The 12,202-nt window shown below is 70.8% G+C and carries 11 protein-coding genes; 8 read left to right on the forward strand and 3 right to left on the reverse strand.

Translation table 11 applies throughout. From position 1 onward, the window contains the following. Positions 1–14: 14 nt before the first annotated feature. The gene (locus ACFZDE_RS06425) at positions 15–743 is read right to left on the reverse strand and encodes a hypothetical protein (RefSeq protein WP_391197934.1); all 729 of its coding nucleotides are present in this window, start codon (positions 741–743) and stop codon (positions 15–17) included. Positions 744–1,001: 258 nt separating this feature from the next. Between ACFZDE_RS06425 and ACFZDE_RS06430 the strand changes: the two genes are divergently transcribed. From ACFZDE_RS06430 to ACFZDE_RS06445, 4 genes are all read left to right on the forward strand, one after another. After that, entirely contained in the window at positions 1,002–3,659 is a 2,658-nt protein-coding gene (locus ACFZDE_RS06430; protein ID WP_391197937.1) for a CocE/NonD family hydrolase, read from the forward strand. After that, complete coding sequence (locus tag ACFZDE_RS06435; protein ID WP_391006279.1) at positions 3,656–4,522, forward strand: ABC transporter permease; 867 nt, start codon at positions 3,656–3,658, stop codon at positions 4,520–4,522. Before ACFZDE_RS06430 ends, ACFZDE_RS06435 begins: the two co-directional genes overlap by 4 nt. A gap of 148 nt (positions 4,523–4,670) precedes the next feature. After that, the gene (locus tag ACFZDE_RS06440; protein ID WP_391197940.1) at positions 4,671–6,170 is read left to right on the forward strand and encodes a von Willebrand factor type A domain-containing protein; all 1,500 of its coding nucleotides are present in this window, start codon (positions 4,671–4,673) and stop codon (positions 6,168–6,170) included. Positions 6,171–6,266: 96 nt separating this feature from the next. Then, positions 6,267–8,192, forward strand: a complete 1,926-nt coding sequence (locus tag ACFZDE_RS06445) for an AMP-binding protein (RefSeq protein WP_391197943.1) — start codon at positions 6,267–6,269, stop codon at positions 8,190–8,192. A gap of 69 nt (positions 8,193–8,261) precedes the next feature. Here ACFZDE_RS06445 and ACFZDE_RS06450 read toward each other — a convergent pair whose 3' ends face one another. Next, positions 8,262–8,657, reverse strand: a complete 396-nt coding sequence (locus tag ACFZDE_RS06450; RefSeq protein ID WP_381441188.1) for a rodlin — start codon at positions 8,655–8,657, stop codon at positions 8,262–8,264. A 244-nt stretch (positions 8,658–8,901) separates the two neighbouring features. Here ACFZDE_RS06450 and ACFZDE_RS06455 point away from each other — a divergent pair, with 244 nt between their 5' ends. The 3 genes from ACFZDE_RS06455 (at position 8,902) to ACFZDE_RS06465 (ending at position 10,401) form a co-directional block, all read left to right on the forward strand. Beyond that, positions 8,902–9,297: a rodlin gene (locus ACFZDE_RS06455; RefSeq protein ID WP_107455060.1), complete on the forward strand. Its 396-nt coding sequence runs from the start codon at positions 8,902–8,904 to the stop codon at positions 9,295–9,297. Between the two features lie 167 nt (positions 9,298–9,464). Beyond that, positions 9,465–9,716 carry a chaplin family protein gene (locus ACFZDE_RS06460; protein WP_391006270.1) on the forward strand — a complete coding sequence of 84 codons (252 nt, stop codon included), beginning with the start codon at positions 9,465–9,467 and terminating at the stop codon, positions 9,714–9,716. Between the two features lie 106 nt (positions 9,717–9,822). Next, positions 9,823–10,401, forward strand: coding sequence for a chaplin family protein (locus ACFZDE_RS06465; RefSeq protein WP_391006267.1), 579 nt, complete (start codon positions 9,823–9,825; stop codon positions 10,399–10,401). 49 nt (positions 10,402–10,450) lie between these two features. Here the strand turns inward: ACFZDE_RS06465 and ACFZDE_RS06470 are convergent, their stop codons facing one another. Then, entirely contained in the window at positions 10,451–10,660 is a 210-nt protein-coding gene (locus tag ACFZDE_RS06470; protein WP_391006264.1) for a hypothetical protein, read from the reverse strand. 173 nt (positions 10,661–10,833) lie between these two features. On the opposite strand from ACFZDE_RS06470, the gene ACFZDE_RS06475 reads away from it, so the two are divergent. Beyond that, positions 10,834–12,174: a glycosyl hydrolase gene (locus ACFZDE_RS06475; protein ID WP_391197946.1), complete on the forward strand. Its 1,341-nt coding sequence runs from the start codon at positions 10,834–10,836 to the stop codon at positions 12,172–12,174. The last annotated feature ends 28 nt before the right edge of the window (positions 12,175–12,202 follow it).

Raw genomic sequence — 12,202 nt, forward strand, 5'->3', positions numbered from 1 at the left:
GCGGGGAGTTCTGCTCAGGACTCGTCAGTGGCCAGGGCGCTGCGTATTTCGACTTCGGCTCCACGGAGACAGTGGAGGATTCGCTCATGAGTATCACCTACGCCGTCAGTCACCCGTAACCGGATGTACAGATTGTCGAGCACGGAAATCGCGCCGATGGAAAGACAGGCTGCATACAGGCCTTTGTCGGTGGCAGCGCTGAGGGGGAATCCGGAGCCCAGTGGGTTGATGTCAAAGTCCTTGCCGATCTGCAGCCCCAGCGACTCAAATTCCTCGATGGCCGCCTGGTAGCCGTGCCACGGCACATCAGCGGGAAGGGTTTCCGCACCCCGTGGTTGGACGTAGTACTCGACGCTTGCGGCCACAGCGTTGTGTGTGCCACCGCTGCGAATCTCGACGACCCAGACGAGCTTGCTGCTCATGCCGGTCCTGTTACTGCTCACCTTGCCTCTCCAGCCGATGACCGGCCTTACCGTCTGTGCATACTGAGCACGGGCGAAGACGCAGCCGAGTGCCACGGCGAGGAGGCTTCCCAGAGCCTCCTGATCGAGCAGGGCGAGCCTCCAGGGCCACTCCTGCCTGACTGCCTGAGGCAGGTTGCCCATGACCATCGCCCAGACGGTCATGAAAACAAGTGCGGTGAGCAGTACGACAGGTGCCGTGAAGAGCAGCGGGCTTCGATGTATCCGGTGCTGGCGGTCGTCGAGATGTCCTGAACCCGGCAGGGAGCTGCCACCTGGCATATGGATTTTCCCGCTTTCGCTCAACGGGCACTCGGGTGCCGCACAGCATGGCAGTGAGGAAATGACTCTCCCAGGGTATTTTCCGGACATTCTTGCGTCGGTGCCTATGTGGCTGCCGGGATCATTGTCGTAAAGGCGGCTGTGATCTCCGTACTGCGGATGCGGTACGCCGACGGCCCCTCGTACTCCCCTGGGATGGCCTGGGATTCGGCCTCCGGTCGACAACTCATCGACAGCTTCACCCCGTACCGTTGACGCATGGATCTTCGACTGCCCGCACTGAACGGGCTGCTTCGGAGGCCCCGGAGGCTCCTCGCCGCCGGGGCCGCCGTCGTCGTCCTCGCGGGCGCGGGCACCTGGACCGCCGTCGCGGACGACGAGCCGCCCCGGGTCCACCGCGAGGACCGGATCCTGCCCACCGGCGACGGCATCCGCATCGACACCTCCTTCTTCACCTCCGGCGCGGACCGCCGCCGCCCCGCCGTCCTGCTCGGACACGGCTTCGGCGGCAGCAAGAAGGACGTACGGCAGCAGGCCGAGGACCTCGCCCGGGACGGCTACGCCGTACTGACCTGGTCCGCCCGCGGCTTCGGGAAGTCCAACGGCAAGATCGGCCTCAACGACCCCGAGGGCGAGGTCGCCGACGTCTCCCGGCTCATCGACTGGCTGGCCGAGCGGCCCCAGGTCCAGCTCGACAAGAAGGGCGACCCCCGCGTCGGCATGGCCGGCGGCTCCTACGGCGGCGCGATAGCCCTGCTCGCGGCGGGCCACGACGGCCGAGTCGACGCCATCGCCCCGGCGATCACGTACTGGAACCTCGCCGACGCCCTCTTCCCGAACGGCGTGTTCAAGAAGCTCTGGGCCGGCATCTTCGTCAACTCCGGCGGCGGCTGCGAGAAGTTCGAGCCCGCGCTGTGCCGGATGTACGAGCGGGTCGCCGAGTCGGGCGAGCCCGACGCCGAGGCGCGCAAGCTGCTGGAGGAGCGCTCCCCGTCCGCCGTCGGCGAGAACATCAAGGTGCCGACCCTGCTGATGCAGGGCCAGTCCGACTCCCTCTTCCCGCTCGGCCAGGCCGACCGGGCCGCGAAGGTGATCCGCGCCAACGGCGCCCCCGTCGACGTCGACTGGATCGCCGGCGGCCACGACGGCGGCGACATGGAGACCGGCCGGGTCGAAGCCCGCGTCACCTCCTGGTTCGACCGCTACCTGAAGGACGACAAGAGCGCCGACACCGGCCCGGCCTTCCGCGTCACCCGCACCCTCGGCCAGGGCTCCGGCGACGGCGAACCCCGCCTGACCGGCGTCACCTCGGACCGCTACCCCGGCCTGGAGGCCGACCAGCGCTCGATCGCCCTGGCCGGCCGCGAGCAGCGCTTCGACAATCCGCCCGGCGCCAGCCCGCCCGGCATCTCCGCCCTGCCCGGCCTCGGCGGCGCGGGCGGCCTCAGCCAGCTGTCCACGCTCGGCATCGGCGTCTCCCTGGACTTCCCCGGCCAGTTCGCCGCGTTCGAGTCGAAGCCCTTCCGGGACGACGTCCAGATCACCGGCTCGCCCACCGCCACCGTCCATGTGAAGTCCACCAGCGACGACGCCGTGCTCTTCGCCAAGCTCTACGACGTCGGCCCCGGCGGCGGCATGCGGCAGGTGCTGCCCTCCCAGCTCGTCACCCCCCTGAGGGTCGAGGGCGCCAAGGCCGGCAAGGACGTCACCCTCACCCTCCCGGCGATCGACCACGAGGTCGACGACGGCCACCGGCTGCGCCTGGTCCTCGCCTCGACGGACCTCGGCTACGCCTCTCCGGTCACCCCGGCCACGTACACCGTCTCCCTCAAGGGCGACCTGTCGGTCCCGTCGGCCCTCGGACAGCGCGACACCCAGGGCGGACTGCCCGCCTGGGTGTGGTGGCTGCCGCTCGCCGGCGCCGTGATCGCCGCGGCCCTGATCGTCACGGGCCGCCGCCGCACCGCCGCCCCCGCCCCGCCCGACCCCGCGCTCGCCGACGTCCCGCTCCAGATCACCGACCTCACCAAGCGGTACGCGAAGTCCACCGACCGGTACGCCGTCAAGGACCTCTCCTTCCGCGTGGAGAAGGGCCAGGTCCTCGGCCTGCTCGGCCCCAACGGAGCGGGCAAGACCACCACCCTGCGCATGCTGATGGGCCTGATCAGCCCCGACGGCGGCGAGGTCCGCGTCTTCGGTCACGCCATCAGCCCGGGCGCCCCGGTCCTGTCCCGCGTCGGTGCCTTCGTCGAGGGCGCGGGCTTCCTGCCCCACCTGTCCGGCCGGGAGAACCTGGAGCTGTACTGGCGCGCCACCGGCCGCCCCGCCGAGGACGCGCATCTGGAGGAGGCCCTGGAGATCGCGGGCCTGGGCGACGCCCTCGCCCGCGCGGTGCGCACCTACTCCCAGGGCATGCGCCAGCGCCTCGCCATCGCCCAGGCCATGCTCGGCCTGCCGGACCTGCTCATCCTCGACGAGCCGACCAACGGACTCGACCCGCCCCAGATCCGCGAGATGCGCGAGGTGATGATCCGCTACGCCGCCGCCGGCCGTACGGTCATCGTCTCCAGCCACCTCCTCGCGGAGGTGGAGCAGACCTGCACCCACCTGGTCGTGATGGACCACGGGCAGCTCGTCCAGGCGGGCCCGGTCGCGGACATCGTGGGCTCGGGCGACACCCTTCTCGTCGGCACCGCCACACCGGTGGACGAGCCGGTCCTGGAGAAGGTCACCGCCCTGCCCGGCGTCGCCTCCGCCGTGCGCACCGACGAGGGCCTCCTGGTCCGGCTCGACGCCGACGGCACCCCGCAGCGCCTGGTCGCCGACCTCGTACGGCTGGACGTGGCCGTCAGCTCGGTCGGCCCGCACCGCCGCCTGGAGGACGCCTTCCTCACCCTGATCGGAGCCGAAGCATGAGCACGCTCGCCGAGCCGCCCGTCGAGGTCGCCGACGGCTACCGCGCGGGCCGCACCCTGCCCTTCCGCGTCGAGCTGGTCCGGCAGCTGAAGCGGCGCCGCACCATGGTCATGGGCGGTGTGCTGGTCGCCCTGCCGCTCATCCTGCTCATCGCCTTCCAGGTCGGCGGCGACCCGGGCGGCAACAACAACCGCGTCAACCTCATGGACACGGCGACCGCCTCCGGGGCCAACTTCGCGGCGGTCAACCTCTTCTCCGCGGCCGGATTCCTGCTCGTCATCCCCGTCGCCCTGTTCTGCGGCGACACCGTCGCCTCCGAGGCCGGCTGGTCCTCGCTGCGCTATCTGCTCGCGGCCCCGGTGCCCCGGGCCCGGCTGCTGTGGTCCAAGCTCGCCGTCGGACTCACCCTGAGCTTCGCGGCGATGGTGCTGCTCCCGGTCGTCGCCCTCGCCGTCGGCACGGCCGCCTACGGCTGGGGCCCGCTCGAACTCCCCACCGGCGGCAGCCTGTCCACCGGCACCGCGGCCCAGCGCATCCTGATCGTCGTCGCGTACATCATGGTGTCCCAGCTGGTCACCGCCGCCCTCGCGTTCTGGCTGTCGACCCGGACGGACGCCCCGCTCGGCGCGGTCGGCGGCGCGGTGTTCCTGACCATCATCGGCAGCGTCCTCGACGAGGTGACGGCCCTCGGCGACTGGCGTGACTTCCTGCCCGCGCACTGGCAGTACGCCTGGCTCGACGCCGTCCGGCCCCAGCTGGAGTGGTCGGACATGATCCAGGGCACGTCCGTCTCCGTAACGTACGCACTCGTGCTGTTCGCCCTGGCCTTCCGCGGTTTCGCCCGCAAGGACGTCGTCTCCTAGGTCAACGGAAGATCACCCACCGGTCTCGAAGGGCGGTCCCCGTGGCCGCTTCGAGACACTTCCGCAACGCTTCGTACCGCACGTTCTCACCTCCCGCGCCGTCACAGTCACAAGAAGCCGGCGTCAACGGATACAGGGGGTACGGACGATGCAGAGGTTCCGGGCACGAACGGCGCTGCTCGCGCTCACGGCGACGAGCGGGCTGCTGCTCACGGCGTGCAGCGGGAGCGCCGACACGAGCGACGGCGGCAAGACGGCCGGCCGCCATGACTACAGCGCGGGCCAGCCCGCCCCCGCCGAGAGCCAGGACGGCGACGAGCGGTACGAGCGCCGGGAGGACCCCGACCACCTCTCCACCTTCGCCCTCGACGTCGACACCGCCTCCTACGACTACGCCCGCCGCTCCCTCGCCGACGGCCGGTTGCCCGACCCGTCGACGATCCGCCCCGAGGAGTTCGTCAACAGCTTCCGCCAGGACTACGACCGCCCCGACGGCGACGGCTTCTCCGTCACCGTGGACGGTGCCCGCACCGACGACGAGGACTGGTCCCTGGTCCGTGTCGGCCTCGCCACCCGCACCACCGGGCCCACCGGCGAACGCCCGCCCGCCGCCCTCACCTTCGTCATCGACGTCTCGGGTTCCATGGCCGAGCCGGGCCGCCTCGACCTCGCCCAGGAGTCCCTCTCCGTGATGACGGACCGGCTGCGCGACGACGACTCGGTCGCGCTGGTCACCTTCAGCGACGAGGCCGAGACCGTCCTGCCGATGACCCGTCTCGACGGCAACCGCGACGACATCCAGGACGCCATCTCCGACCTGGACACCCAGGACTCCACCAACCTCGGCGCCGGTGTCGAGACCGGCTACGAGACAGCCGTCGAGGGCCTGCGCGAGGGCGCCACCAACCGGGTCGTGCTCATCTCCGACGCCCTCGCCAACACCGGTGACACCGACGCCGACAGCATCCTGGAGCGCGTCTCCGGCGAGCGCCGCGAGCACGGCATCACGCTCTTCGGCGTGGGCGTCGGCAGCGACTACGGCGACGCCCTCATGGAGCGGCTCGCCGACAAGGGCGACGGCCACACCGTCTACGTGTCCGACTCCGACGAGGCCCGCAAGGTCTTCTCCCAGCAGCTCCCGCGCAACGTCGACCTCACCGCCCGCGACGCCAAGGCCCAGGTCGCCTTCGACCCCGAGACGGTCGAGGAGTTCCACCTCGTCGGCTACGACAACCGCCGGGTCGCCGACGAGGACTTCCGCGACGACCGCGTCGACGGCGGCGAGGTGGGCCCCGGCCACACCGTCACCGCCCTGTACGCCGTACGCACCGCGCCCGGCGCCGAGGGCCACCTCGCCACCGCCACGGTCCGCTGGCTCGACCCCGAGACCCGCGACCCGCACGAGGAGACCGGCGACCTGGAGGCCGACGCTCTCGGCGACTCCGTGTGGAGCGCGGGCCGCGGTCTGCGGACCGCCGCCACCGCCGCCTACTTCGCCGACGCCCTCGGCCGCGGCGCGAGCGGCCTGCCCGACACCCCTCGGCTCGGTGAACTCGCCGACCACGCGGACGACTTGGCCGACAGTACGGAGAGCGAGGAGATCCGCGGGCTCGCCGAGGCGATCGCCACCGCGAAGCGCCTGATGTGATCCGCGGCCATTGACCTGTGCCTACTTCCGGGTAAGTTTACTCCGGAGTAAGTAAGTACGGCAGCACGTCAGCCTCATCCGCGACCGGGAGCCGTCATGGGCGTACGCAAGGATCTGCAACGGGCGAAGCAGCGCGCCGACCTGGCGATGCGCACGAGAGCCGAGACCGTGAAGGACGAGCGGGGCATCGTCCGCGAGGCCCGCGTGGCTCCCCTCGCACCCCGCCCGACGACCGGCAGCATCGCCGACATCCCGTTCACCAACGCGGCCGAGGCTCCCGGCGCCGTGGTCCTGCGCCGTGAACGGCACGGCACCTGGCACCCCGTCACGGCGGCGGCCTTCGCTCGCGAGGTCACCGCCGTGGCCAAGGGGCTGATAGCCGCCGGCCTCGAACCGGGCGGCCGCGTCGCGGTGATGTCCCGCACCCGCTACGAGTGGACGGTCCTGGACTTCGCGATCTGGTCCGCCGGCGGCCAGACCGTCCCCGTCTACGCCACCTCCTCCGCCGACCAGGTGGAGTGGATCGTCCGCGACTCGGGCGCCCGCCACGTCGTCACCGAGACCGCGGAGAACGCCGCCACGGTCCGCACCGGCACGGCGGCCCACCCCGAACCCCCGCGGATCTGGCAGCTCGACGACGACGCCCTCGACGAACTCACCGTCCTCGGCCGGGACGTCACCGACGAGGAGGTCACCAAGCGCCGCACGGCCCTGACCCCCGCCGCGACGGCGACCCTCTGCTACACCTCCGGCACCACCGGACGCCCCAAGGGCTGCGTCCTCACCCACGCCAACCTGCACGCCGAGGCCGGCAACACCGTCGAACTGCTGCACCCCCTGTTCAAGGAGGTCACCGGTGAGACCGCCTCCACCCTGCTGTTCCTGCCGCTCGCCCACATCCTCGGCCGCACCCTCCAGATCGCCTGTCTGATGGCCCGGATCGAGATCGGCCACTGCCCGAGCATCAAGCCCGACGAACTCCGCCCGGCCCTCAAGGCGTTCCGCCCGACCTTCCTGGTCGGCGTCCCGTACCTCTTCGAGAAGATCCACGACACCGGCCGCGCCACCGCCGAGAAGCTCGGCCGCGGCGCCTCCTTCGAGCGCGCCCACCGCATCGCCGTCCGCTTCGGCGCGGCCCACATGGACAGGTTCCTGGGGAAGGGCAAGGGCCCCGGCCCGGGCCTGTGGGCCGCGTGGGCCCTGTACGACCTGCTGGTCTACCGCCGCATCCGCAAGGAACTCGGCGGCCGCACGCGCTATGCCATCAGCGGCGGCAGCCCCCTCGACCGCGACCTCAACCTCTTCTTCTACGCCGCCGGCATCCTGATCTACGAGGGCTACGGCCTCACCGAGACGACCGCCGCCGCCACCATCGTCCCGCCCCTGGACCCCCGCCCCGGCACGGTCGGCCTGCCGGTCCCCGGCACCGCCGTCCGTATCGCCGACGACGGCGAGGTCCTCATCCGGGGCGGCATCGTCTTCGGCTCCTACTGGAACAACCCGGACGCGACCGGAGAGGTCCTGGACGACGGCTGGTTCGCCACCGGCGACCTCGGTTCCCTCGACGAGGACGGCTACCTCACCATCACCGGCCGCAAGAAGGACATCCTCGTCACCACCGGCGGCAAGAACGTCTCCCCGGCCGTCCTGGAGGACCGCCTGCGCAGCCGCCCGCCCGTCGGCCAGTGCCTCGTCGTCGGCGACAACCGCCCCTACGTCGCCGCCCTCATCACCCTGGACCCCGAGGCCCTCGCCCACTGGCTCGCGGTCCGCAAACTCCCCGCCGACACCCCGATGTCCGATCTCGTCCGCGACGAACGCCTGCGCGCCGACGTCCAAAGGGCCGTGGACCACGCCAACGAGGCCGTCTCGCGCGCCGAGTCGATCCGCGCCTTCACCCTCGTCGAGGGCGACTTCACCGAGGAGAACGGGCTGCTGACCCCGTCCCTGAAGGTCAAGCGCAAGGCGGCGACGGCCGCGTACGCCGAGCAGATCGAGGCGCTGTACGCCGACGGGCGCTGAACACGACGAGGACGGGCCGCCGAGCACCCGCTCGACGGCCCGCCCCTGGTCCCGGTGCTGCCGCTCGCGTCAGTCGCCGTTCGCCGACAGGATCGACACGTCCTCCAGCAGGTGCGCCAGTGCACCGTCGCGCTTGGCGTTGGTGGAGTTCTCGGCACACTGCTGCTGCTGGTGGTCCGACAGGATCGGGATGTCCTGGATCGGGACGCCGATGAGCGCGCCGACGCCGATGGGCAGGTCGTTCACGGCGATGCAGGGCTTGTTGAACGAGCCCTGGATGAGCGCCATCTGGGGGCTCATGTTGCCGTAGGTCGACGAGTTGCCGAAGCTCTGCATCGCCCCGTTGCCGTTCACGGCCGTGGGACCGCTGTCGTCGCCGACAGCCAGCGCCTGCGGGGCCGCGGCAGCGGAGGCTCCCATGACGGAAGCGGCGATCGCCGCGGTGGCAATAACCTTCTTGATCACTGACCAGTCCTTTCTGAGGAAACCCCGTCCTCCGGAGCGTTCTGGTCAACTGCCCGGGCGGTGCATGGTTTCTCCCCATCACCCTGTCGGCCCACGCCAGGACAGTTTGTGTGTTCTTAGTTCCCGGTGATTATCAGGGCTTTGCAGAGCTGCGGGCCAACCGGGTGAACACCCGCAACCATTCATCCGGAGCCCGGTTGATGAGGCCGTAGGACATGCGTCGCTACGAGGAAAGGAACGCGAAGTGCTCAAGAAGGCAATGGTCGCCGCGGCTGCCGCCGCTTCTGTCATCGGAATGTCGGTGGCGGCTGCTCCCCAGGCTCTTGCCGTCGGGGACGACTCCGGACCGTCTGTCGCCAACGGGAACGGCGCCTCGTCGTCGTTCGGCAACTCGGCGACCAAGGGCGACATGAGCCCCCAGCTCTCGCTCGTGGACGGCACGCTCAACAAGCCCTGTCTCGCCGTTCAGGACCTCGACGTCGGCGTCGCCGCCCTCATCGGCGTGGTGGTCCAGGACATCCCCGTCCTGTCGGACCACGTCCAGCAGCAGTGCGCGGACAACTCCACGAACAGCAAGCGGGACGGTGCGCTCAACCACATCCTGGAGGACCTGTCGGTCCTCTCGGCGAACGGCGACTGAGCCGTACCAGTACGCAGTCCGGGCGGCCCGCCGAGTTTCATGGCGGGCCGCCCGGCCGTGTTTTGTCAACTTTTCGCGGGGCAATCGAGTGAATTCCCCCGCCCCGTACGTTGCTCAGTTTCTTCGGCAGTCAATTCCTCGTTTGCAGGCTGCAGGTCATGGTGGGCATGACCGCAGAGAAGGGAAAGTTCATGAAGAAGAGCGCTGCTGTCGCCGCGGGCGCGATCATGGCTCTGGGCATGGCCGCTCCGGCCATGGCCGACTCGGGTGCCCAGGGTGCCGCCGTCGGTTCCCCCGGTGTCCTCTCCGGCAACGTCATCCAGGTTCCCGTGCACATCCCGATCAACCTGTGCGGCAACACCGTGAACATCATCGGCCTGCTGAACCCGGCGTTCGGCAACGCGTGTGTGAACCGCTGACGCGGTAACGCGTGCGCAGCGCCGGCTGCGACCTGGCCGGCCCCGGGACAGCACCGCTCGTTCCGGGGCCGGCTTTCCCACTTCTACGAGCAGGAAGACCACGAGATTGCGACAGACCCTGAGCAGGGGAGTGGTCGCGGCGGCGGCCGCGACGGGCATCCTGTCCCTGTGCGGCGGGGCCGCTCTCGCCGACACCGCGGCGGACGGAGTGACCACGGACTCGCCGGGCGCCGCGTCCGGCAACACCGTCCAGGCCCCGATCGACGTACCGGTGAACGCCTGCGGCAACACCGTCGACGTGATCGCGGCGCTCAACCCGGCCTTCGGCAACTCCTGTGCGGACGAGGCCGACGGTCCCGGCGGCGGTTACGGGGACGACGACGGCGGCTACGGGTACGGCGACACCCCGCCGACCAAGCCTCCGCACACACCCCCGACGAAGCCCCCGCACACCCCTCCGACCAAACCCCCGCACACACCCCCGCCGGGCGGACACCAGTCGACGCCTCCGGCGACGCCCCCGGGTGACCGGTACACGCCGCCGCCCCCCGGTGGCCAGGAGCAGCCGCCCAGTCTCCCCGAGACCGGCGCGGAGGACCTGTTCGGTGCCGCGGGCGCGAGTGCCGCGCTGATCGTGGGCGGGGTCGTGCTCTACCGGCGGGGCCGGGCCGCGGCCCACCGCTGACACGGCGGGTGCCGGACGCATGCGCCCGGCACCCGTGAGGCGTGGGGGATCAGCACTGGTCCGGGAAGAAGAAGCTGAGCAGCGGGATGCCCAGCAGGGTCAGTCCCAGGCTGTCGTGCTCGTCGCACTCCCGGGAGGTCGACTGGGTGGTGGCCTCGGGGAGGAGGTCCGTGTCGGCGGCCGCCGCGGTGCCGCCGAGAACGGCGACACCGAGGGCCAGGCTGGAAAGCACCGTGGCGGTGCGCTTCATGTGAGTCATAGGAACAAATTAGACATTTCTTAGTAAAGACCGCGTATTTCTGTAGAGCCGGCCGAGTGACACCGGGTCACCGGTGCGGCGCAGCGAACCACTCGAAAGCTCCAGCGAAGGTGGCACCCGTGCGATTCATATGACTGGGTGTCAGTAAGCGGAGAAGAGCGAGAGGGGCTGCCATGGCCACACAGCAGCGACGCGCACGGTCCCGGCGGCTGGCATGCGTCGCGGCGGCGGTCGCCGCGGCGACCGTGCTGACGTCGGGTCACATGGTCGCCGCGGGTACGGGATCGGCGCGATACGCCGAGCCACCACCCGGACCGGCACCGGCGGCCACACCGGCGGCCCCGGCCGTCCCGGCCGACCCACCCGCCCCGGCACCCGGCAAGGGCGACACCGCACCCGGCACGGCAACCGCCGCGCCCTCGCCCTCGGCGTCCGCCTCTCCCGCTCCCGCCGCGCACGTCCCCGCCTTCGGCGCCTACCTCGACTACGGTCCCCGCGGCGTGGCCCGGATGGCCCAGCTCAGCACCTGGCTCGGCGGTGCCGAACTGCGCGTCGGCCACACCTATCTGCCGGGCGACCGCTGGAGCAACATCGAGGGCCTGCCCGGCTTCCTCGACGTCTGGGCGAACTGGCGGCGCGAGCGGGCCGACCGGCTGCTCGTCCTCAACGTGCCCATGATGGAGCGCAACGAGGAGGGCCTGTCCGACTGGGAGGTGCGCCGGCTGCTGCGCCGGGCCGCGGAAGGCAGCTTCGACCACCACTTCCGCAGACTCGCCGAGCGGCTGGTCGAGCTGGGGGTGCCGGACACGGTCCTCGTGCTCGGCTGGGAGATGAACGGCATCACCTACACCCACCGCTGCGGGCCGGACCCGGAGGCCTGGAAGACGTACTGGAACCGGATCGTCACCACGATGCGCTCGGTGCCGGGCCAGAAGTTCCGGTTCGACTTCACCCCGAGCCGCGGCCGGGACGCCGTGCCCTGGACGCAGTGCTACCCCGGTGACGACACCGTCGACATCATCGGCATGGACGCCTACGACCAGCCGCGCGGCATGTCCTTCGACGAACAGGTCACCGAACCCTACGGACTCCGGCACCACGTGGAGTTCGCCAAGGCCCACGGCAAGGCCATCTCCTTCCCGGAGTGGGGCCTGTACCGCAACGGCGACAACTCCGAGTACATGAAGCGCATGCTCGCCTGGATGGACGAGCACAAACCGCTGTACCAGACGCTGACGGACTACTGCCCGCACGGCGTGTGGCAGTGCGACGACAACCCCCGGGCCTCCCAGGTCTACCGGTCCTTCCTCTTCGGGCGCGACCACCGGCCGGACCCGGCCCCCACCACCCCCACGCCCTCCCAGCCCCCGGCGCCCACCCCCACACCGCGGCCGAGCACGCCCACCCCCGAGCGCCCGGCGAACTGCTCGCCGCTGGACCTCGGCGACTGGGTCGAGTACTGGATCGGCGGCAAGCTGTGCCTGCGCCTCGACTGGTGGTCGCGCAAGGGCTGACCGGGACGGGCACGCGGCAATCGGCGGC

Source organism: Streptomyces sp. NPDC007929, assembly GCF_042959065.1.
Taxonomy (GTDB): domain Bacteria; phylum Actinomycetota; class Actinomycetes; order Streptomycetales; family Streptomycetaceae; genus Streptomyces.

What these genes read in the sequence shown, in the direction of transcription:
- ACFZDE_RS06425 (WP_391197934.1), bottom strand. Translation starts at nt 743, where the DNA reads ATGCCAGGTGGCAGCTCCCTGCCGGGTTCAGGACATCTCGACGACCGC.
- ACFZDE_RS06430 (WP_391197937.1), top strand. Translation starts at nt 1,002, where the DNA reads ATGGATCTTCGACTGCCCGCACTGAACGGGCTGCTTCGGAGGCCCCGG.
- ACFZDE_RS06435 (WP_391006279.1), top strand. Translation starts at nt 3,656, where the DNA reads ATGAGCACGCTCGCCGAGCCGCCCGTCGAGGTCGCCGACGGCTACCGC.
- ACFZDE_RS06440 (WP_391197940.1), top strand. Translation starts at nt 4,671, where the DNA reads ATGCAGAGGTTCCGGGCACGAACGGCGCTGCTCGCGCTCACGGCGACG.
- ACFZDE_RS06445 (WP_391197943.1), top strand. Translation starts at nt 6,267, where the DNA reads ATGGGCGTACGCAAGGATCTGCAACGGGCGAAGCAGCGCGCCGACCTG.
- ACFZDE_RS06460 (WP_391006270.1), top strand. Translation starts at nt 9,465, where the DNA reads ATGACCGCAGAGAAGGGAAAGTTCATGAAGAAGAGCGCTGCTGTCGCC.
- ACFZDE_RS06470 (WP_391006264.1), bottom strand. Translation starts at nt 10,660, where the DNA reads ATGACTCACATGAAGCGCACCGCCACGGTGCTTTCCAGCCTGGCCCTC.
- ACFZDE_RS06475 (WP_391197946.1), top strand. Translation starts at nt 10,834, where the DNA reads ATGGCCACACAGCAGCGACGCGCACGGTCCCGGCGGCTGGCATGCGTC.